The sequence below is a fragment of the Aeromonas sp. R9-2 genome (assembly GCF_040908025.1).
Lineage (GTDB): Bacteria > Pseudomonadota > Gammaproteobacteria > Enterobacterales > Aeromonadaceae > Aeromonas > Aeromonas veronii.
In genome coordinates this window covers 31563-50161 of record NZ_JBFOCX010000008.1, presented here as the reverse complement: position 1 = coordinate 50161, position 18599 = coordinate 31563, and the positions used below count along the sequence as shown (strand labels likewise).

At 60.1% G+C, this 18599-nt stretch carries 19 protein-coding genes; 9 read left to right on the top strand and 10 right to left on the bottom strand.

Features of this window, described 5'->3' with window-relative positions; translation table 11 throughout:
* Positions 1 to 41 precede the first annotated feature (41 nt).
* Positions 42 to 791 (top strand): class I SAM-dependent methyltransferase, encoded by a 750-nt coding sequence (locus tag AB5Y71_RS02655; protein ID WP_368170922.1) that lies wholly within the window; start codon positions 42 to 44, stop codon positions 789 to 791.
* Between the two features lie 70 nt (positions 792 to 861).
* Here the strand turns inward: AB5Y71_RS02655 and AB5Y71_RS02650 are convergent, their stop codons facing one another.
* Genes AB5Y71_RS02650 through rhlB form a run of 3 tightly spaced genes read right to left on the bottom strand, consistent with a single transcriptional unit; the run spans position 862 to position 3938 of the window.
* A complete protein-coding gene (locus AB5Y71_RS02650; protein WP_368170921.1) occupies positions 862 to 1116 on the bottom strand; it encodes a Rho-binding antiterminator in 255 nt (84 codons plus the stop codon).
* A gap of 30 nt (positions 1117 to 1146) precedes the next feature.
* A complete protein-coding gene (gene gppA / locus AB5Y71_RS02645) occupies positions 1147 to 2637 on the bottom strand; it encodes a guanosine-5'-triphosphate,3'-diphosphate diphosphatase (RefSeq protein ID WP_005355894.1) in 1491 nt (496 codons plus the stop codon).
* Between the two features lie 11 nt (positions 2638 to 2648).
* On the bottom strand, positions 2649 to 3938 hold the full coding sequence (gene rhlB, locus AB5Y71_RS02640; protein ID WP_005339414.1) for an ATP-dependent RNA helicase RhlB: 1290 nt from the start codon (positions 3936 to 3938) through the stop codon (positions 2649 to 2651).
* Positions 3939 to 4051: 113 nt separating this feature from the next.
* Here rhlB and trxA point away from each other — a divergent pair, with 113 nt between their 5' ends.
* The 7 genes from trxA (at position 4052) to AB5Y71_RS02605 (ending at position 10529) form a co-directional block, all read left to right on the top strand.
* The gene (trxA, locus tag AB5Y71_RS02635; RefSeq protein ID WP_005339416.1) at positions 4052 to 4378 is read left to right on the top strand and encodes a thioredoxin TrxA; all 327 of its coding nucleotides are present in this window, start codon (positions 4052 to 4054) and stop codon (positions 4376 to 4378) included.
* Positions 4379 to 4582: 204 nt separating this feature from the next.
* Positions 4583 to 5848 carry a transcription termination factor Rho gene (gene rho / locus AB5Y71_RS02630; RefSeq protein ID WP_005339417.1) on the top strand — a complete coding sequence of 422 codons (1266 nt, stop codon included), beginning with the start codon at positions 4583 to 4585 and terminating at the stop codon, positions 5846 to 5848.
* A gap of 108 nt (positions 5849 to 5956) precedes the next feature.
* The gene (locus AB5Y71_RS02625) at positions 5957 to 6949 is read left to right on the top strand and encodes a hypothetical protein (protein WP_201993484.1); all 993 of its coding nucleotides are present in this window, start codon (positions 5957 to 5959) and stop codon (positions 6947 to 6949) included.
* 33 nt (positions 6950 to 6982) lie between these two features.
* Complete coding sequence (gene ubiD, locus AB5Y71_RS02620) at positions 6983 to 8452, top strand: 4-hydroxy-3-polyprenylbenzoate decarboxylase (protein ID WP_005339421.1); 1470 nt, start codon at positions 6983 to 6985, stop codon at positions 8450 to 8452.
* A 146-nt stretch (positions 8453 to 8598) separates the two neighbouring features.
* Positions 8599 to 9297 carry an NAD(P)H-flavin reductase gene (gene fre / locus AB5Y71_RS02615; protein WP_005339423.1) on the top strand — a complete coding sequence of 233 codons (699 nt, stop codon included), beginning with the start codon at positions 8599 to 8601 and terminating at the stop codon, positions 9295 to 9297.
* Between the two features lie 12 nt (positions 9298 to 9309).
* A complete protein-coding gene (locus AB5Y71_RS02610; RefSeq protein WP_265177449.1) occupies positions 9310 to 9444 on the top strand; it encodes a hypothetical protein in 135 nt (44 codons plus the stop codon).
* A 71-nt stretch (positions 9445 to 9515) separates the two neighbouring features.
* Positions 9516 to 10529 carry a sensor domain-containing diguanylate cyclase gene (locus AB5Y71_RS02605; protein ID WP_201993482.1) on the top strand — a complete coding sequence of 338 codons (1014 nt, stop codon included), beginning with the start codon at positions 9516 to 9518 and terminating at the stop codon, positions 10527 to 10529.
* 54 nt (positions 10530 to 10583) lie between these two features.
* On the opposite strand, the gene AB5Y71_RS02600 is transcribed toward AB5Y71_RS02605, so the two are convergent.
* Positions 10584 to 10841, bottom strand: a complete 258-nt coding sequence (locus tag AB5Y71_RS02600) for an accessory factor UbiK family protein (RefSeq protein WP_005339429.1) — start codon at positions 10839 to 10841, stop codon at positions 10584 to 10586.
* A 300-nt stretch (positions 10842 to 11141) separates the two neighbouring features.
* Between AB5Y71_RS02600 and AB5Y71_RS02595 the strand changes: the two genes are divergently transcribed.
* Entirely contained in the window at positions 11142 to 13568 is a 2427-nt protein-coding gene (locus AB5Y71_RS02595) for a VolA/Pla-1 family phospholipase (protein ID WP_368170920.1), read from the top strand.
* A gap of 66 nt (positions 13569 to 13634) precedes the next feature.
* On the opposite strand, the gene glpG is transcribed toward AB5Y71_RS02595, so the two are convergent.
* The 6 genes from glpG to livH all read right to left on the bottom strand — a co-directional run bounded on the left by glpG (position 13635) and on the right by livH (position 18587).
* Complete coding sequence (gene glpG, locus AB5Y71_RS02590; protein ID WP_368170919.1) at positions 13635 to 14468, bottom strand: rhomboid family intramembrane serine protease GlpG; 834 nt, start codon at positions 14466 to 14468, stop codon at positions 13635 to 13637.
* Complete coding sequence (gene glpE, locus AB5Y71_RS02585; protein WP_005355913.1) at positions 14465 to 14788, bottom strand: thiosulfate sulfurtransferase GlpE; 324 nt, start codon at positions 14786 to 14788, stop codon at positions 14465 to 14467. The genes glpG and glpE overlap by 4 nt, the downstream gene beginning before the upstream one ends.
* Positions 14789 to 14910: 122 nt before the next feature.
* Positions 14911 to 15612, bottom strand: a complete 702-nt coding sequence (locus tag AB5Y71_RS02580; protein ID WP_005339433.1) for an ABC transporter ATP-binding protein — start codon at positions 15610 to 15612, stop codon at positions 14911 to 14913.
* Between the two features lie 10 nt (positions 15613 to 15622).
* A complete protein-coding gene (livG, locus tag AB5Y71_RS02575; protein WP_005339435.1) occupies positions 15623 to 16396 on the bottom strand; it encodes a high-affinity branched-chain amino acid ABC transporter ATP-binding protein LivG in 774 nt (257 codons plus the stop codon).
* On the bottom strand, positions 16393 to 17661 hold the full coding sequence (locus AB5Y71_RS02570) for a high-affinity branched-chain amino acid ABC transporter permease LivM (RefSeq protein ID WP_043825923.1): 1269 nt from the start codon (positions 17659 to 17661) through the stop codon (positions 16393 to 16395). Before AB5Y71_RS02570 ends, livG begins: the two co-directional genes overlap by 4 nt.
* Positions 17661 to 18587 (bottom strand): high-affinity branched-chain amino acid ABC transporter permease LivH, encoded by a 927-nt coding sequence (gene livH, locus AB5Y71_RS02565; protein WP_005339439.1) that lies wholly within the window; start codon positions 18585 to 18587, stop codon positions 17661 to 17663. Before livH ends, AB5Y71_RS02570 begins: the two co-directional genes overlap by 1 nt.
* Between the last annotated feature and the right edge of the window lie 12 nt (positions 18588 to 18599).

Below are 18599 nucleotides of genomic sequence, written 5' to 3'. Positions count from 1 at the left end.
GGTACACTCGGTTCACTGAACTTAGAACGCATCCAAAGACCATGCAAATCATCCTCGAAGACCCCGCCAAGGCCGCGCTGGCAGACGCGCTGGCCAGCCAGCTTGCCCAGCTCGACCTTCCCCAGTTTGCCCTGGTGTTTACCCCGGAAAGGTTGGAACTGCGCAAGCTGGATGAGCCCAAGCTGGGAGCCGTCTATGTGGACTTCGTGGAAGGGGCGGTGGCACATCGCCGCAAGTTTGGCGGCGGTCGCGGTCAGTCTATCGCCAAGGCGGTGGGGCTCAAGTCGGGGGCGACTCCGACCGTGGTCGATGCCACGGCCGGGCTGGGACGCGATGCCTTCGTGCTCGCCTCCCTCGGTTGCAAGGTGACCCTGATCGAACGCAGCCCTGTGGTGGCCGCTCTGTTGCAGGACGGGCTGGCGCGGGCGGCACAGGATCCCGAGATTGGCCCCTGGGTCAGCGAGCGGATGCTCCTGCTGCAAGGCCCGGCGGTGGCCAACCTGCTGGCGCTGCCGGAGCGGCCAGAGGTGATCTACCTCGACCCCATGTTCCCGCACAAGCAGAAGTCGGCGCTGGTGAAAAAAGAGATGCGGGTGTTCCAGTCGCTGGTGGGTCCGGATCTCGATGCGGATGCCTTGTTGCCTGCCGCGCTCAAGATGGCTGAGAAGCGGGTTGTGGTGAAACGCCCCGACTACGCCGGCTGGCTCAATGAACAGAAGCCCAGCATGGCCATCGAGACCAAGAGCAACCGCTTCGATGTCTACGTGATGGCGGCGCTGGCGGCGGGTTAACGGCCGGTGTGAGCCGCAGATGCAAAAAGGAGGGCCAACATCATGTTGGCCCTCCTTTTTCGTAATAGATTCAGTTGGTTGGCGCGAAGCGGATCAGCTTCTCTTCCCCTTGCCAGTTCAGGCGCAGGGTCGCCAGTTCTGCCAGACTGAGCCGCTCGCCACTGTGCAGCAGCAGATACTCGACCCCTTCTCTGGCTTCGATAGTGCGGAGCTTGTCATCCCATTGGCGACCATCGCGGCTGGTGAGGGTCACCGGCAGTTGCCAGCTGGCAGCAATTTCGAGCCAGTCGTAGAGATAGCAGCTGATGGGTTGATAATCCGGCATGATCGGCTCCAAAACGGGCAGGTTGCTGAGTCAGGCTTCCTGTACGCGGGTCGGCCAGCCCATCTTCTGCTGGCGTTCCACTTCAAAGCGCAGCTCGCTTGCGCGCAGGTAGTGTTCATCCATCCAGCCCTTGGGCAGGGTCAGGGTCAGTGACTCCTCTTCTGCCTGCAGGGTGAAGCTGGGCACTGTGCCCTGGGTACGGCGCATGCAGAGGATCAGCGCGATGCGCAGGATACGGGCCAGCCGGATCGCCTGACGACCGGTGACGGCCCCCTGTTTCTCCAGTGGTTCCAGCTTGAATTCGTCCCGCTGGTTGAACAGCAGGGCCGACAACAGCTTCTTTTGCGCAGGGGTAAAGCCCGGCATGTCGATGTTGTCGATGATGTAGGCGGCGTGTTGCGGCGCCTTCTTGTACTCGATACAGAGGCCGATCTCGTGCAGCAGGGCGGCATAACGCAAGATCGGGCGACCGTAGCGTTTGGAGAGTCGCCAGGCCGGTTGCAGCTGGTTGAACGCCTCGACGGCGGTATCGCGCACCCGTTCGGCGTGCTCTTTATCCAGCTGATAGCGGCTGATCAGGCTGTCGGCGGTACGATCCCGGGCATCACAGTCGTGATTGTTGCCCAGCAGACCGTAGATCAGTCCTTCACGCAGGGCGCCCCCCGCGAGGGTCATGCTCTCGATATCGAGTGTTTCGAAGATGGCGATCAGGATGGCGAGGCCGGAGGGGAACACGGTCAGCCGCTCGGCCGCCAGCCCTTCCAGTTGCAGCCGGTCGAGCTTGCCGCAGGCGATGGCCTGACCCATCAACTCCTGCAACTTCGGCAGGGTGACCCGCTCGCTCTTCCCTTGCGCCAGCATGATCTCTTGCAGCGCCTGTACCGTGCCGGAGGCGCCGACGCAGGTGCGCCAGCCGAGGGCGCGGTAATCTTCCGCCACCTTCTCCAGCACCGCCTTGGCGGCGGCAATCGCCTGCTCGAAACGAGCTTCGGAGAGCTCACCATCACCAAAGTGATTGTTGAGCCAGGTGACGCAGCCCATGTGCAGGCTGTTGAGCAGTTTTGCTTCGCTATGTTCGCCGATCACCAGTTCGGTGCTGGCACCGCCGATGTCGATCACCAGCCGGTTGCCTTCCCCGGCGGAGGTCCAGGAGACCCCTTCATAGATGGTCTTGGCCTCTTCCTCGCCCGAGATGATCTCGATGCTGTGGTTGAGTACCCGTTCCGCTTCGCTGAGGAACTCGTCGACGTTGGTGGCAAGCCGCAAGGTTGCGGTGCCCACCACCCGGATGTTGTCGGCCGGAATGTCCTGCAACTGTTCGGAGAAGAGACGCAAACAGTCCCAGCCTCGTTCCATGGCGGCACGGCTGAGACGAAATTCCGGATCGAGCCCGGCTGCGAGGCGAACCTTGCGCTTGACCTTGGCGACGGTGCGCAGGGCACCGGCGACCTCGCGCACCACCAGCATATGAAAGCTGTTGGAGCCGAGGTCGATAGCGGCATAGAGAGGCGAGTTGTGCAACGGGCCTGTCCTTAGCTCTTGCGCGGCGGACGACGACGGTTGTTGCTGTTGCCACCGCCCTGACGATCCCGCATGTTGCGGTTCACCGGCTGACGGTTGCGGAACACCCGTTTCGGCGGGGTCACGTCATCCAGCAGCGCTTCACGGTCGTACTTGCTGACCGGAATGGCGTGGTGGATGTACTCCTCGATGGCCGGCAGGTTGAAGGCATAGTCTTCACAGGCCAGGCTGATGGAGTGACCGCTCTTGCCGGCACGACCGGTACGACCGATACGGTGTACATAGTCTTCGGCGTCGTCGGGCAGGTCATAGTTGAAGACGTGGGTCACGTCAGGGATGTGCAGACCACGGGCGGCCACGTCGGTGGCGACCAGAATATCGAGCGCACCCTTGGTGAAATCCTCGAGGATCTTCATCCGCTTTTTCTGCGGCACGTCACCGGTCAGCAGACCGACGCGGTGGCCGTCGTTTTCCAGCCAGGCATGGACGTCTTCACAGACGTGCTTGGTGTTGGCGAAGACGATCGCTTTTTCCGGCCACTCCTCTTCCATCAGGGAGAGCAGCAGCAACATCTTGTCTTCGTTGGAGGGGTAGAACAGCTCCTCCTTGATCCGCACGCCGGTCATCTGCTCCGGCTCTACCTGCACATGTTCCGGGTGGTTCATGTGTTCGTAGGCCAGCTCCTGCACACGCAGGGAGAGGGTGGCGGAGAACAGCATGCTCAGACGCTCGGTCGCGGGCGGCATGCGGCGGAACAGGAAGCGGATGTCCTTGATGAAGCCCAGATCGAACATGCGATCCGCTTCGTCCAGTACCACGACCTGAATGTTGCTCAGATCGATCACCTTGGACTTGAAGTAGTCGATGATGCGGCCAGTTGTGCCGATCAGGATGTCGACGCCCTGCTCCAGCACGGCCAGCTGCTTGTCGTAACCTTCGCCACCGTAGGCGAGGCCGAGTTTCAGGCCGGTAGAAGCGGCGATGCTGTCGGCATCGTTATAGATCTGTACTGCCAGTTCCCGGGTGGGTGCCATGATGATGGCTCTGGGTTGGTTAACCAGACGGGGCTTGGTCAGCGGGTGAGTCAGCAAATAGTTGAATGTCGCGGCCAGGAAGGCAATGGTCTTGCCGGTTCCTGTCTGGGCCTGACCGGCGAGGTCATGACCTTCTACCAGCAGTGGCAGAGACAGTGCCTGGATGGGCGTGCAATAGTGAAATCCCTTTGATTCCAGACCAGCCAGAACTTCGGGTTCGAGGCCCATTTGGGCGAATTTGTCGGTCGTTAAGTGTGTTTTGCTCATGGCGGTAGGTTATCAGGTTAGGCTTGCAATAATAAACAGGATCATTTCAAATAGGGCAACTATTGCCTTTGTTGATATGTCAATAAAGCCTTAATTACTGACTGGAGTTGGAGATGAGTGACAAGATTGTTCAGCTGAGCGATGCCAGCTTCGAGGCAGATGTAATCAAAGCCGATGGCGCCGTTCTGGTCGACTTCTGGGCCGAGTGGTGTGGTCCGTGCAAGATGATTGCCCCGATCCTGGAAGAAGTTGCCCAAGAGTACGAAGGTCGCGTGACCGTAGCCAAACTGAACATCGACCATAACTCTGATACTCCGCCCAAGTACGGCATTCGTGGTATCCCGACCCTCTTGCTGTTCAAGAATGGCGAAGTGGCAGCGACCAAGGTCGGTGCACTGTCCAAGACTCAGCTGAAAGAGTTCCTGGACGGCAACCTGTAATAATTAAAGAGGAGCGCATTGCAATAATGCGCTCCTTGTGTTTTATCACCTAGACGCTCATCCCGATTGGTGCTAGTTTATCGCTCGTTTGCTAACCTTTTTGCCTGACTCTTTGCTAACCACAGCCTGGCAATCAAATCCGATCAGCATCAATCCAGCAGACTGTCTCCTCATTTCAATCCTTGCTTACAGACTTTCACCACTATGAATCTGACTGAATTAAAGAACACTCCTGTGTCCGAGCTGGTCAAGCTTGGCGAATCCATGGGGTTGGAAAATCTGGCTCGGGCGCACAAGAAAGATATTATTTTTGCAATCCTCAAGGCGCACGCCAAGGGTGGTGAAGATATCTTTGGCGACGGTGTGCTGGAAATCCTGACCGATGGTTTCGGCTTCCTGCGCAGTGCAGACGGCTCCTATCTGGCAGGCCCTGACGATATCTACGTCTCCCCGAGCCAGATCCGCCGCTTCAACCTGCGTACCGGCGATACCATCTCCGGCAAGATCCGGCCACCGAAAGAGGGCGAACGCTACTTCGCACTGCTCAAGGTCAATGAGGTCAACTACGACCGTCCGGAAAACTCCCGCAACAAGATCCTGTTTGAAAACCTTACCCCCCTGCATGCCAACGAACGTCTGCGTATGGAACGGGGTAATGGCTCTACTGAAGATATCACCGCCCGTGTACTGGATCTGGCTTCCCCCATCGGTAAAGGCCAGCGTGGCCTGATCGTAGCGCCGCCCAAGGCCGGTAAGACCATGCTGCTGCAGAACATCGCCCAGAGCATCGCCTACAACCACCCGGACTGTGAACTGATCGTTCTGCTGATCGACGAGCGTCCGGAAGAAGTGACCGAGATGCAGCGGATGGTGAAAGGTGAAGTGATCGCTTCCACCTTTGACGAACCTGCTTCCCGTCACGTTCAGGTTGCCGAAATGGTGATCGAGAAGGCCAAGCGTCTGGTCGAGCACAAGAAAGATGTGGTGATCCTGCTGGACTCCATCACCCGTCTTGCTCGCGCCTACAACACCGTTATCCCGTCATCCGGCAAGGTACTGACCGGTGGTGTGGATGCCAACGCCCTGCACCGTCCCAAGCGCTTCTTCGGCGCCGCGCGTAATGTTGAAGAGGGCGGCAGCCTGACCATCATCGCCACCGCGCTGATCGATACCGGCTCCAAAATGGACGAGGTTATCTACGAAGAGTTCAAGGGTACCGGCAACATGGAACTGCACCTCTCGCGCAAGATTGCCGAGAAGCGTGTTTACCCGGCCATCGACATCACCCGCTCAGGTACTCGTAAAGAAGAGCTGCTCACCTCAGGTGACGAGCTGCAGAAGATGTGGATCCTGCGCAAGATTGTCCACCCGATGGGCGAGATCGACGGTATCGAGTTCCTCATCGACAAGCTGGCGATGACCAAGACCAACGACGAGTTCTTCGACGCCATGCGGCGCCAGCAGAAGTAAGTCCGGTCAGAAAATGACGAAACCGCGGCCCTGGTCGCGGTTTTTGTTTATCTGTTTTCCGGTCGCCCTAGTAGTATGAGATCCCGATGTCACATGGATGGAGACGTCATGAAGCCTGTTTTCTGGTTATTGCTGGTGTTGCTGAGTGCAATGCCAGCCTGCGCGCAAAGTGCACCGGTCGCGGTGACAGCCGAGACGTTGCAGACTCACCAGCGCTATCTGGCGGGCCGTCTGCAGGAGGGGCAATTCGCAGCCATCGACTCTCTGCTGGCGACCCTGAGTCGCGAGCGGCGGGAGTTCCTGCTGTTGCAGCTGCTGCGGGATATTCCCGCGACCACCCCTGCATCCCCTGCGTTGCAACAGTGGGTCGAGGCTCAGGCCGACAAGGCCCCCGAGTGGCTCATGGAGCAGCAGGTCGACGGTTTTCTGGTGCAGCAACCTGTCTATGATTTTGCCGCGCAGGCCCGTCAGTTGCTGGGGGCGTGGCAGCTGCAATCACTGATGCAGCGCTATCGGCAGCAGCTTGCCCAGGGCAGCTTCCAGCTAAAGTCCATTTACTACAGCAGTAACCCCGATCTCGCCATGCAGCAGCAAGCCCTGTTGTTGGCCCTCGACAGCTTGCCGCAACCGATCTGGATGCGGGAGGCGCAAGCGCTGGCCAGCCAGAATATCTATCTGCCCGACAATCATTTGTTGTTCCATCTGTTGCAGCGCACCGGCGAACCGGCGCTCTATAGCATGCTGTGGCGGCGGCCGGCAGATCAGGATGCGCTGCGTGCACTCTCTACCATCAACCGCTTCCATCACGGCAGCGCTGCCAGCGATCTGCTGATTGCCGCCAGTGGCAACGAAGGGTTGAAGGGGGCCGCCCTGCGTCAGCTGAGCGCGCTCTCGCCCTTGCCGCCGCAAGCCCAGAAATACCTGCTGGCGGAACTCTCCAAACGTCAATACGGGGCGCTGGTGGCCGGTCTGTTGATGGAGGTGGACGAGCCCCAGCTGCTCTCTGCGCTAGCCAGACGCCTCGGCCAGCGTGACATGCCACCCATTGCACCGAGTCTGCTGCCCGATTCGGGTACACCCGATGGGCAGCCAGGGTTATAATGCGTGACCTCCTGAACCCGGTTGGGAACTTGCATGAAATACAAGGATTTGCGTGATTTCATCGCGCAGCTGGAACAAAACGGACAACTCAAGCGCATCACCCGCGAGATAGATCCCTATCTGGAGATGACCGAGATCAGCGATCGCACCCTGCGTGCGGGTGGCCCGGCTCTGCTGTTCGAAAATCCCAAAGGCTACACCATGCCGGTGCTGACCAACCTGTTCGGTACCCCGGATCGGGTTGCCATGGGCATGGGCCAGCCCGATGTGGGCGCCCTGCGTCAGGTCGGGGTCTGGCTCTCCTATCTCAAGGAGCCCGAGCCGCCCAAGGGATTCAAGGAGCTGATGGAGAAGCTGCCGATCTTCAAGCAGGTGCTCAACATGCCGACTAAACGCCTCTCTTCTGCCCCCTGCCAGCAGGTGGTACAGGAGGGCGATGCGGTCGATCTCGACCAGATCCCGATCCAGCACTGCTGGCCCGGCGATGTGGCACCGCTGGTCACCTGGGGCCTCACCATCACCCGTGGCCCCTACAAGAAGCGCCAGAACCTCGGCATCTATCGCCAGCAGAAGATCGCCAAAAACAAGCTGATCATGCGCTGGCTTGATCACCGTGGCGGTGCCATCGATTTTCGCGAGTGGCAGGAGGCCCATCCCGGTGAGCGCTTCCCGGTGGTGGTGGCACTTGGCGCCGATCCCGCGACCATTCTCGGCGCGGTGACGCCGGTGCCGGATACTCTCTCCGAATATGCCTTTGCCGGTCTGCTGCGCGGCAGCCGTACCGAGGTGATAAAGGCCATCAGCTGCGATCTGGAGGTGCCCGCCAGCGCCGAGATCGTGCTGGAAGGCTATCTTGAGCCGGGTGAGATGGCGCCAGAAGGCCCTTATGGCGACCACACCGGCTACTACAACGAGGTGGACGAGTTCCCGGTCTTCACCATCACCCACATCACCAAGCGGCGCGATGCCATCTATCACAGCACCTACACCGGCCGTCCGCCCGATGAACCGGCGGTGCTGGGTCTGGCGCTGAACGAGGTGTTCGTGCCGCTGCTGCAGAAGCAGTTCCCCGAGATTGTGGACTTCTATCTGCCGCCGGAGGGGTGCTCCTACCGGATGGCGGTGGTGACCATCAAGAAGCGTTACCCGGGCCACGCCAAGCGGGTGATGCTGGGGGTCTGGTCCTTCCTGCGCCAGTTCATGTACACCAAGTTCGTGGTGGTGTGTGACGATGACGTCAACGCCCGCGACTGGAAGGATGTGATCTGGGCCATCACCACCCGGATGGACCCGGCACGGGACACCACCTTGATCGAGCATACCCCGATCGACTATCTGGACTTCGCCTCGCCGGTCTCCGGCCTCGGCTCCAAAATGGGGCTGGATGCCACCAACAAGTGGCCGGGCGAGACCAATCGGGAGTGGGGTCAGCCTATAGTTCAGGATGAGGCGGTGAAGCAGAAGGTCGATGCCATCTGGGATGAGCTCAATATCCTCGGATGAGGCAAACATGACAGCTTTGCTGCAAAAAGTGATGCGATCCGCACTGATTTGAGTATTCTCGACTGACGGGGCCAGGGCTGCTGGTCGTCACTCCATAGTGAAACAATGAGCGAAGCGGGCCGAGCGAGCCCGCCACAAGGACAAGAATGCAACGTATCAAATGCCGCGTAGAGGAACTGCGCGAATATGTCGACACCATCTGGCATGTGGCCTTGACGCCGCAGCAAGCGATCAGCTTCAAGCCGGGCCAGTATCTGCTGGTGGTGATGAGCGATTCGGACAAGCGCCCCTTCTCCATCGCCAACTCGCCGACCCGCCCGGGCGTGCTGGAGCTGCAAATCGGTGCTACTCCCGAGAACGCCTACGCCGGTCAGGTGCTGGCCCGCATGCGCGAGCAGGGGGAGATCGAGGTCGAATTGCCGGCTGGCAAGGCGTTCCTGCGCGATGAATCCCCCCGTCCACTGATCCTGATGGCGGGCGGCACCGGTTTCTCTTACGCCCGCTCCATTCTGGAGTACCTGATCGACACGGGCAGCAAGCGTCCGGTGTTCTTCTACTGGGGTGTGCGTCAGGCTCATTGGCTCTACGAACTGGAGCAGATGCAGCAGTGGGAGCGTGACTACGCGCCGCTCACCTTTATTCCGGTGGTGCAGGAGCCTGAGGCTGACTGGACCGGCAAGAGCGGGCTGGTGCACAAGGCGATCATGGATGACTTCGTCAGCCTCCACGACTACGACATCTATGTCGCCGGCCGTTTCGAGATGGCGGGTGCCGCGCGTGAGGAGTTCAAGATCCTCGGCGCCGAGCCGGAGCGCATCTTTGGTGACGCCTACGAATTTATCTGACGGGATCCCCGCTTGGATGACGCAGCCCCCGGTTTTGCCGGGGGCTTTTTTTTTGTGGCTGCCGCAGTACCGGATCGCCCTGAATGGTTGGATTATCGCGGCGTTATCCCATTATTTTTCAATATTTTGACTATGAATGGCTACTAATCAAACGTAGCTGATGGCATCTTTGTGAGGGATTGACAAGATCATCCATAGAGCAAGCACAAGGAGGCGCAGTGTTGAGTGAAGAGGGCAGGGCATCTGCGGAGGATGACAGGGGAGAGACCGGCTCTGTCGAGCGGGTCGCAACGCTGATCCCGTCCCCTCATGGCGGTGAAATGGCCCGTTTGCAGGCAGAGATCGCCGCTTTGCAGCATGAAAACTGCCTGTTGCAGGAGAAGCTCAATGCCGCCCTCGATGGCACCGGCATCTGTCTCTGGCAGGGCACTATTCCTACCGGCGAGCTGCGGGTCTTCAATCTACAGAACTTTCAGGCCGGTGACATGGCCCCTCATTTCGATCAGTGGAGCGCCAAGCTCCATCCCGACGATCGCGCCCATGCCATGGGCAGCTACTTTGCCCACCTTGAGGGGAAAACCCCCTTCTACGAAGCCGAATACCGCACCATCAATCCGCAAGGCGAGGTCACCTGGCTGTGGGATAGGGGACGGGTCGTCGATCGGGATGGCGATGGCAAGCCGCTGCGGATCATGGGCTCCCATATCGATATCACCCAGCGCAAGGCTTATGAGCAGCGACTGGCGGAGCGTGCCAACAGCGACGCGCTGACCGGTTTGCTCAACCGGCAGGGGTTTGGCAAGGCGTTTGCCCAGCTGCAGCCGCAAGGAGCGGGGGCGCTGCTCTTTATCGATCTGGATGATTTCAAGGGGATCAACGACCAGCTGGGCCACGCCTGCGGCGATCTGGTGTTGCAGCAGATGGCGGACTGGCTGCGCCTCATTATGCCTGGCTCGGCGCTATGTGGCCGTTACGGCGGCGACGAGTTTGTAGTGCATCTGCACCGGGATGTGTCGAGCCATGGCCTGGCGCAGCTGGCTGACGCCCTGATCAGCCGGATGCACGGCTATGTGCCCAAACCCGGTTGCCCGCAACGGGTGGGGCTGAGTATCGGCATCGCCCTGTGGGAGGAGGAGCCATTGAGCTTCCGACAGGCGCTGGAGGTGGCCGACAGGGCCATGTATGAGGCCAAGGCACGCGGCAAGCGGGCCTGGTATCTGCTTCAGGTGTGATGTTTTTTACAGGTTCAATACAAAGCAAAAACCCCAGCCGAGCTGGGGTTTTCGTTATTCGCCTTTGGCGCCGAGCTGCTGCTCGAGCTGAGCCAGCTTGCTTTCGAGGGCGGCCAGTTTTTCACGGGTACGCAGCAGCACCTTGGTCTGTACGTCGAACTCTTCGCGGCTGACCAGATCCAGCTTGCCCAACTGGGCTTGCAGTACCTGACGCATCTTCTTCTCGGCCTCTTCACCCATGCTGCGAATGCCGGGCGGCAGGGAGTTGTGCACCTGCTTGGCGATCTCTTCCAGTTTCTTCGGGTCGATCATGATGTCCTCCTTAAGCGTTGGCGGACATTCTACCGACAATTCCCTCACTTTGCCGAGATCGCGGCGGCTTTTTAGTCGTGATGGTGCCCGCTGGCTGGTCGGGTCTGGTGATGGGGCTACAACTGCTACCCTTGCGCCCCTTTGTTAACCTGAAACCATGACATGTACCACAAAGCTGAGCCAGAACTGTCCGGCATGAGTCTTATTTTGTGTTGGTTTTATGTTAACGTTTTGCAGTCGAGGTCGTGATGACCCCGTTGGCTTGTGATGGATAACAACCCTATAAAAAGAGAATAAAAAATGAAGAAGAAGCTAATTTATGCAGCTGTTGTCAGCGCCCTGCTGGCCGGATGTGGTGGAGATGACAACAAGGGAGACACCACCAGCTCCCTCGATTATGCCTTGAGTGGCGCCAGCGGTATTCGACCGAGCGTGTTGGCCCCCCGTGCCAGCGACGGTACCCTGAAGTTTTCGACAGAAACTGCTGATCTGTCGAACCCGGTATCTGCCCTCTCCACTCTGGATGGTTGGTCAACCACCCAACCCATCCAGCTGGTACCGGCGACCGTGACCGGTGTCTCTGTGCCGGCACCGGCGGCCAGCGAGTATGCCTCTGCCGTTGCACCCCTCTACCTGCTCGAGCTCACGCTGGATCCTGTCACTCTGCAACCCAACGGAGTCAAGGGCGGCAAGCCACTGGTTTATGGGACCGACTTTGTGGTCACTGGCGGGGACGGCAAGCTCAATCTGGTTCCGCTCAAGCCGCTCAATCCCTCTTCTTACTACATGATCGTGGCGACCGATGCCCTCAAGGACAGTCGCGGCACACCGCTCAAGGCGGGCGGCGATTACAGCAGCTTCAAATCGACAGCTGGCGCAACTACTCAGGAGCAGACCATCAACGGCCTGATCTCGCTGCAGGAAGGTCTGTTCAAGGTGGCCACCGGGATCACCAGCGATCGGGTGATCTTCTCCGACTGGTTTGCCACCCAATCTGGTGCCGATGTGCTGCTGGCGGTGAAGGGGGCAGCAGCGAAGGTAGTCGAAAATGGTCTGGATGCTGCGTTCGTCTGGAAACAGGATGCCAAGGGCAACACCAGCCTGCCAGCAACCTATACCATCAACGGTCTTAATGGCGGGGTGGATTTTCTGACCCAGCTGGCGAATGAGCCATTCTTGCCGCAGAAAGATCGTGATGCGATTGCTGCCGCTGTGGCGGCTAATGGCATCCTCAACGGAGTCGCAGCGGCGACCAAGGTTTATACCGGCACCGTCAAACTCCCTTACTTCCTCTCTACACCGTCAGTAGCCGGGTCATGGGACAAGGCCAAGACCCAGTCCTGGCATGGTGCCATCCCCAGCCTCTATGCCATCGCCAATGCTCTGAAGGCGGGTGATAGTGAAGTGATTGGCGGACTGGTTGGCGCCGGAGTGGATCCGACTCTGCTGGCCACACTGATCGCTGATCCGACCCGCCAGAGCGAGCTGCTAACCGAGGCGAGCAAGTTGATCGGGGTGACCCTCACCTCCGGTGGCAAGCCGCTGGATAGCGAGCACAATATCGGCCGCTTCAACCCCCTGCCAGCATTGACCGAAGTGCAATCCGTGCCGATGCGAATCTTTGCCAAAGATGCTCTTAATACCATCACCGATGTGATCATCTATCAGCACGGTGTTACCTCCATCAAGGAGAACGCCTATGCCCTGGCGCTGAGCCAAATTGGCGCGGGTATGGGGGTTGGTAAAAAGGTCGCTGTGGTGGTGATCGATCATCCGCTGCATGGTGAGCGTGGCTATGCCCTGAGCAACAGCATGGCGACAGTAACCACCTCGGAAAACCCGACCCCTTACCTCAATCTGGGTTATCTGACGGTGGCGCGGGACAACCTGAAACAGAGCGTGGCCGACCTGCTGGGTCTGCGCCTGGCTGTGGGTCTGGCCAACAGCAGTAACGTGATCGGCAGTGTCGGCAATATCAAGGTACACTTCCTCGGTCACTCTCTCGGCGCCATTACCGGGGCCAATCTGCTGGCTGTCGCCAACCAGACCACCGGCAGTGCTCAGGCTGATGCCCTGTTCAAGTTCGATACCGGTGGTCTGGCGATGCCGGGTGGCGGCATCGCGCCGTTGTTGCTCAACTCGCCGAGCTTCGGGCCGACCATCAAGATGAGCGTGCTTACCTCGGGCAGTCCGGCGCTGAAAGCGGGCTTTACCGCCTATGCACCGAATTGCAAAACGGCTGCCGCCACTTGCTTCGTCAACGAGTTCCTGCCCAGTCTGGATGCGGCCACGCAGGCGGGTGCGGCGAGCACCTTGCAGAGCTATACCTTTGCCGCCCAGTCAGTGCTGGACTCTGCCGACCCGATCAATCTGGGCAGTGGCGTCGCCAAGAGCTTCCCGCTGTTCGCCACCGAAATTGTTGGTGATGGCGCCCTCAATCTGCCGGATCAGGTGATCCCCAACAGCATCGCCTCTGCGCCGCTGGGTGGCACCGAGCCGCTGTTCCGGGTGTTGGGTTTGCAAGAGCTGAAAGGGTCCGGCGTGCTCCCGGCGGGTCACCATGCTGCGCGCTTCCTGAAAGGGGGCCATAGCTCGCTGCTGGCTCCTGACGAGAACTTCGATCAGGTTGGCGCGGTCACCACCGAGATCCAGACCCAGTTCGCCAGCTTCTTTATGAGTGGCGGTGCGGCGGTCAAGGTAACCGATGACACCCTGATCAAGCAGTAACTGCCTATCGCGTAAAAAAACGCCGCCCTTCGGGGCGGCGTTCTCGTTTCTGCGGCTGCTGAAAAATCAGCCCGGCTGGTGGTTGCGATCAAGCCAGCCTTGCAGCAGGCCGACCAGCAGACCGGTCAGGTGGGCGATGTTGGCGGTGCTGGTGCCGAGCATGTCGAAGAAGCCGAGCACCATCCAGAACAGCATAAAGCCCATCAGCGCCGGCGGCAGAGTCAGGCCGCAGGCCGGTTGCAGCTTGCTGCGCAGCCAGCAGTAGCCGAGCAGGGCATAGACCACGCCGGAGAGGCCGCCAAACAGCGGGCCGCTGGCAAAGAACTCGGCGATATTGGGCAGGGCGGCGCCCACCAGCAGCAGGATCAGCAGCTTGCCGCTGCCGAGGCGCTGCTCTATCTGGCCCCCCAGATACCACCACCACAGCAAGTTGAACACCAGATGGAGCACCGAGAAATGGATCAGGGCGGGGGTGAAATAGCGCCATGCCTGCCAGTCGGTGAACTGGGCCAGCGTCGGGTGGAATGCCAGTTCATCGTAGATGGGCAGGCCGATGGCCTCGATCCCGTAGATGGCGAGACAGGCGATGATGACCACCAGCGTCAGTGGCCCCGCCTGATGGAGGAAGTCGGTGATGGGGTCCGTCATCCCCTTGCTGTAGTCGATGCGGGCATCGGCGCGGCCGGATTGCCAGGAGGCCTCCATGTAGCGAGGGTGGGCCGGCTCGGCCAGAAAGCGCTTCACCTCCAGCTGGGCCTGAGCGAGGCGTAGCTCGTCCGCCAACCAGATGGTGACCCCCAGCTCGGACTGGGTCAGCTCGCAGGAGATGCCCAGGGTCGCCAGATAGTCCACCAGCGCCTGCGCCATGCGGGCGTTGTCGAGCACCAGCAGCTGGATCATGCCTCGCCTGCCTCGATGGGAAACTCCCGGCGCCACGCCTCGAAACCGCCATCCAGACTGTAGACCTCGTCATAACCCTGTTGCAGCAGGTATTGGGCCGCCCCCTGACTGCTGTTGCCGTGATAGCACATCACGATGACCGGGGTATCGAAATCCACTTCGTTCATAAAGCGCACCAGGGTGCCGTTGGTGAGATGGAAGGCGCCGACCGCGTGGGCCGCTTCAAAGGATTGCGGGTCGCGAATATCCACCAGACGGGCTTCACCCGCGCTCAGTTTCTGGTGGGCATCATGGGCATTGATATGGGCAAACTGGTCCATCGGGATGTCCTGCGAATAGGTTGATTACGGGCCAGTGTACCGCAAGCTTGGGCGCAAACTAACCCCACAAAAGATAAGGGAGCCAGCGGCTCCCTTGTTGATATGGCATGCGTGTCAGTGGGTTAACCGCCCAGATAGGCCTGCCGCACGGCCGGGTTGGCCAGCAGGGCGGCGCCCGTGTCTTGCAGCACCACGTGGCCGTTCTCCAGCACATAACCGCGGTCGGCCAGCTTGAGCGCTTGGTTGGCGTTCTGCTCCACCAGAAAGATGGTCATCCCCTTCTGGCGCAGCTGCTCTATGGTGTCGAAGATCTGCTGGATGACGATGGGGGCCAGCCCCAGCGAGGGTTCATCCAGCAGCAGCAGGCGCGGTTTGCTCATCAGGGCGCGGCCGATGGCCAGCATCTGTTGCTCGCCGCCGGACATGGTGCCTGCGCGCTGCTCCAGTCGCTCATGCAGGCGCGGGAACAGGGTGAACACCTGGTCCAGCAACCCGTGCTGTTCAGCCTTGTCGACGAAGAAGGCGCCCATCAGCAGGTTCTCCTCCACCGTCAGGCGGGCGAAGATACGGCGCCCCTCCGGCACCACGGCGATATCCTTGCGCATGATGCGGGCGGTGGTGAGGGAGCTGATCTGTTCCCCCTCAAACCAGATGGAGCCGCTGCTGGGCTTGGGCTCGCCGCAGAGGGTCATCAGCAGGGTAGTCTTGCCCGCGCCGTTGGCGCCGATCAGGGTGACGATTTCCCCCTCTTTCACCTCGACGCTGACATCGTGCAGCGCCTGAATTTTGCCGTAGTGGGTCGATACGTTGCGAAGTTCTAACATCTTGTTTTCCTTACGACTCGCCCAGATAGGCCTTGATCACTGCCGGGTTGTTACGGATCTCATCCGGCTTGCCATGGGCCAGCGGGGTGCCCTGGCTGACCACGAAGATGCGGTTGGATATGCCCATCACCAGCTTCATATCGTGCTCGATCAGCAGCACCGAGACCCCGAACTCGTCCCGCAGGCTCATGATCAGCTCGTCCAGCTCGTCGGTCTCCTTCGGGTTGAGGCCGGCAGCCGGTTCGTCCAGCATCAGCAGCTCGGGACGAGTCGCCATGCAGCGGGCGATCTCGAGTCTGCGCTGCTGACCATAGGCCAGATTACCGGCGGCGCGGTTGGCGAGATCCTTGAGGCCCACTTTATCCAGCCAGAAGGCGGCCCGCTCCAGCCCCTCCTGCTCCGCCCGGCGGAAGGCCGGGGTCTTGAACAGACCGGCGATAAAGCTGGTGTTGAGGTGCTGGTGCTGGGCAACCAGCAGGTTCTCCACCGCTGTCATCTCCTTGAACAGCCGCACGTGCTGGAAGGTACGCACAATCCCCTTGCGGGCGATGAGGTGGCCGGGCAGCCCCTGGATCTCCTCACCCTTGTAGCGGATGGTGCCGCCGCTCGGACAGTAGAAACCGGTCAGGCAGTTGAAGATGGTGGTCTTGCCCGCGCCGTTGGGGCCGATGATGGAGATCACCTCGCCCTTGTCGATATCCAGCTTGACCCCGTTGACGGCCAGCAGGCCGCCAAAGCGCATCGACAGATCAGAGACTTCCATTAACTTCTGATGTGTACTCATTTCTTCAACTCCAGATGCGGACGGGTCATCGGCAGCAATCCCTGTGGCCGCCAGATCATCATGAACACCATCAAGAGGCCGAACATCAGCATGCGGTACTCGTTGAATTCGCGGGCCAGCTCCGGCAGCACCGTCATCACGATGGCAGCCAGCACCACCCCGATCTGGGAGCCCATGCCACCCAGCACCACAATCGCCAGCACGATGGCCGACTCGATAAAGACGAAGGATTCCGGGCTGATAAAGCCCTGCCGCGAGGCAAAGAAGCTGCCGGCAAAGCCCGCGAAGGTAGCGCCTATGGTGAAGGCGGTCAGCTTGATGATGGTGGGGTTGAGCCCCAGCGATTTGCAGGCGATCTCGTCCTCCCGCAGCGCTTCCCAGGCGCGGCCAAGGGGCATCCGCAGCAGGCGGTTGATGACGAACAGGGTCACCACCACCAACACCAGCGCCATCAGGTAGAGGAAGATCACCTTGTGGTTGGCGTTGTAGGTAATGCCGAAGAAGTTGTGGAAGGTATCAAAGCCCCCATCCTTGACGGTGCGGTTGAATTCCAGCCCCCCCAGCGTTGGCTTGGGGATGCCGGATATGCCGTTCGGGCCGCCGGTCAGGGTGGTCATGTTGTTGAGCAGGATGCGGATGATCTCGCCAAAACCCAGAGTGACGATGGCCAGATAGTCCCCCCGCAGCCGCAGCACCGGGAAACCGAGCAGGAAGCCGAAGGTGGCGGCCATCAGCCCGGCGATGGGCAGGCACTCCCAGAAGCTCAGCCCGAAGTAGGTGTTGAGCAGGGCATAGCTGTAGGCACCGACCGCGTAGAAGCCGACATAGCCGAGATCGAGCAGACCGGCGAGGCCGACCACCACGTTCAGCCCCAGCCCCAGCATGATGTAAATCAGGGTGAGGGTGGCGAGATCGATGGCGCCGCGAGAAGCCATAAAGGGCCAGCTCACCGCGAACAGCAGCACCAGCACGGCGGTGAGGTTATAGAGCTTGGGCGCCTCTTCCGGGCTCGGCAGCACCAGCTTGGTAAAGCCGACCGAGAAGCCGCTGATGGAGGCCTGAAACAGCTTGGCGATCTGGCCGCGCAGCATCTGGAACCAGAAAACAATGGTGGCTCCCCCCAGCAGCCAGGCCAGCGACACATCAAGGCGGCTCACCACCTGCAGGCTGGAGCCATCGGTCTCCAGCTTGAAGCCGAGCAGCCAGAAGGAGAGCACCAGCAGCACCAGGCTGGCGATACAGGCGTGGATAAATTGATGTTTCATCACACTTTCTCCACTTCCGGACGACCCAGAATGCCAGTAGGCATAAAGAGCAGCACAAAAATGAGCAGGGCAAACGCCATCACATCTTTGTACTCGGTGCTGAGATAACCGGCGGTGAGCGCTTCAACCACGCCGAGCAGCAGGCCGCCCAGTACGGCGCCCGGAATGCTGCCGATACCGCCCAGCACTGCGGCAGTGAAGGCCTTCAGACCGGCCATAAAGCCGAGGTAGGGGTTGATGACGCCGTAATACATGCCGAGCAGCACCCCGGCGACGGCGGCCAGCGCGGCTCCCAGCACGAAGGTGATGGAGATGACCACGTGGGTGTCTATCCCTAACAGGTTGGCCATCTTGATATCTTCCGAACAGGCGCGGCAGGCGCGGCCCATGCGGGAGCGGCCGATGAACTGGGTCAGCGCCAGCATGGTGATGAAAGTCACCACGAAGATGATCAGCTGCATATAGGAGAGGCTGGCCTGAAAACCATCCTCGCCGCCCAGGGTCCAGCCACCTGAGATCAGGCTGGGCATGGCGATATCCCGTGAGCCCTGTGCCATCCGCATCATGTTCTGCAGGAAGATCGACATGCCGATGGCGGAGATGAGGGGGATCAGCCGGTTGCCACCACGCAGTGGCCGGTAGGCGACCCGCTCGATGCTCCAGCCATAAGTGCCGGTGATGATGATACTGACCAGGAAGGCGCCTCCCAGCAGTAGAAAGGTGCTGTCGATGCCCATCATCATGAGCCCCGCCATCACCATAAAAGCGACATAGGAGCCGATCATGTACACCTCGCCGTGGGCGAAGTTGATCATGCCGATGATGCCATAGACCATGGTGTAGCCAATGGCGATCAACGCATAGGTGCTGCCTATGGTTAATCCGTTCAGCAGTTGCTGAACCAGATAGAGGAGGTGTTCGGACATACTGCGTTCCCT